This is a genomic window from Bradyrhizobium sp. (assembly GCF_036009065.1).
In the GTDB taxonomy this organism is placed as follows: domain Bacteria; phylum Pseudomonadota; class Alphaproteobacteria; order Rhizobiales; family Xanthobacteraceae; genus Bradyrhizobium.
This window is the reverse complement of sequence record NZ_DASYMN010000230.1, coordinates 1-1,930: the sequence shown is the minus strand read 5'-3', so window position 1 is coordinate 1,930 and position 1,930 is coordinate 1. Positions and strand designations below refer to the sequence as shown.

Here is a 1,930-nt window from a genome sequence, read left to right as displayed (position 1 = left end):
GTGACTACTACAAGGTTGTTCAGACAGGCCGGTTGACTGAAACTGACAATACGACAGCCTTCTTTGTTCAGGCCCATGATGGCATCGTGTTTAACGGGATTGATTGGGACGTTATTCGGATCAACGCCAATGTGGTGGCTGAAGCCGGTCGTGCCTCCACGGCCGAAGGCAACATCGCCGGCAACGGGGCCAGCGAAATCTCGCGTGCGACCACCGCCGAAGCCAATATCGCGGGCAATGTCGCCGCGAACTTCTCGACCCTGACCGCGAATATGTATCTGCTCAACCCCCGGGTCTTGACATGACCACGGCGGCCACGATTCAAGCTTCTGGTGACACAACTCCCCGACCTCAATCATCTGTCGCATAGCGAGAAAGACACGCTGATCCGCGCGCTCTGGGCCCAGGTTCAGGCGCTGACGGTGAGGGTGGCGGAATTGGAAGCACGGCTGGGTGAGCCGGCGAAAAACTCGGATAATTCCAGTCAACCGCCGTCTCGTGACAAGAAAGCCAATCGCCAAGACAAGTTGCCACGGAAGGGCCCGCGGCAGGGCAGCCTGGGCCGTAAAGGCGGTGGCCGCGCAGTGTCGGCAACCCCCGACGAGACGGTGATCGCCCGGCCCATGTGTTGCGCACAGTGCCAGGCACTGTTTGCCGCCGCCGATCACCAGCTGATCGACCGCTACGACAAGATCGAGCTGCCAAAGGTGATGCCGGTGGTCACACGGGTGGAACTCTATGCGGGACAGTGCCAGGCGTGCGGCAGCACCACACTGGCTCCGCTACCGGATGGGCTGGAGCAAGGCAGTCCGTTCAGCATCAACATTGTGGCGCTCGCGCTGTATCTGCGTTTCACCCACGCTATCAGCTACCGCCGGCTGAGCCGGCTGATGCTGGAGTTGTTTGCGCTTTCCATCAGCGAGGGCGCGCTGGATGCTGCATTCCAGCGCGCCAAGCCGTGCATGGAGGCCGAGGTCGGCGCAATCCTGTCCCGCCTGCGGCGCGCCCGCGTGGTGTGCTCGGACGAAACCAGCGTCAGGGTGGACGGCCGCACCTGCTGGAACTGGGTGTTCCAGAACAATGAAGTGGTCATCCACGTCATTCGCCACAGCCGAGGGGCCGGCGTCGTTAGCGAGGTGATGGCGGGTCATCGCCCGGCACTATGGGTTTCCGATCTTTATAGCGCTCAGCAGGGCCATGCCGCCGACTGGCAGGTTTGTCTAGCGCATCAACTGCGCGATTGCCAATTTGCCATCGACGCAGGTGACACCATCTTCGCCCCGCGCATGAAGATGCTGCTATTGCGAGCCTTCGTGCTGGCCCGGCGGCGCCATCATCTGGCGCAAACCACACGCCGCCACTATCGACAACGGCTGGAACGCGAACTCGACGCGGTGATGGCGCTGGCACCCATCACCCGCGATGCCCGCCGCTTGCGAAAGCGATATGGCAAACGCCGCTCTTACTTGTTCACCTTCCTCGATCATCCCGAGGTCGACCCAGACAATAACAGCAGCGAACGCGAGTTGCGTCCCACCGCCACCTACCGAAAAGTCACCGGCGGTTTCCGCTCTAACTGGGGGGCTGACCTGTTCGCCAGCTTCCGGTCCGTCGTCGGAACCGCAGCACGTCGTGGCATCGGCGCTTATCAAGCTCTCAAAATGACACTACACGGAACATCCGTGCTCGCACCAGGTTGAGCACATACCAGTCAGGTCCACTACGCCTTCAAGACCCTGGCCTATACGATGATCAATCTCCGGCACTACTGCTAGAGCTGATCTATCGGCGGCTACGGAGTTTCAGTTTCGGCGAGCCGCGCCGCAATTTTGCTTGTGCGCTCGATGGCCAAAATCGTCCGACACGGCACAAATAGCCCATCATCGGTCCGCCGCACCCGATTCGTGTTGAACAGCCAACCTTCGACACG

Annotated in this window: 2 protein-coding genes; both read left to right on the top strand. The window is 60.9% G+C overall.

Going from position 1 to position 1,930, the window contains the following annotated elements; all coding sequences use genetic code 11:
- A partial coding sequence (locus VGP39_RS14010) for a hypothetical protein (protein WP_327568702.1) occupies positions 1 to 305 on the top strand: 305 nt, incomplete at its 5' end.
- A 27-nt stretch (positions 306 to 332) separates the two neighbouring features.
- Positions 333 to 1,700, top strand: a complete 1,368-nt coding sequence (gene tnpC / locus VGP39_RS14005) for an IS66 family transposase (protein WP_327568701.1) — start codon at positions 333 to 335, stop codon at positions 1,698 to 1,700.
- Positions 1,701 to 1,930 lie beyond the last annotated feature (230 nt).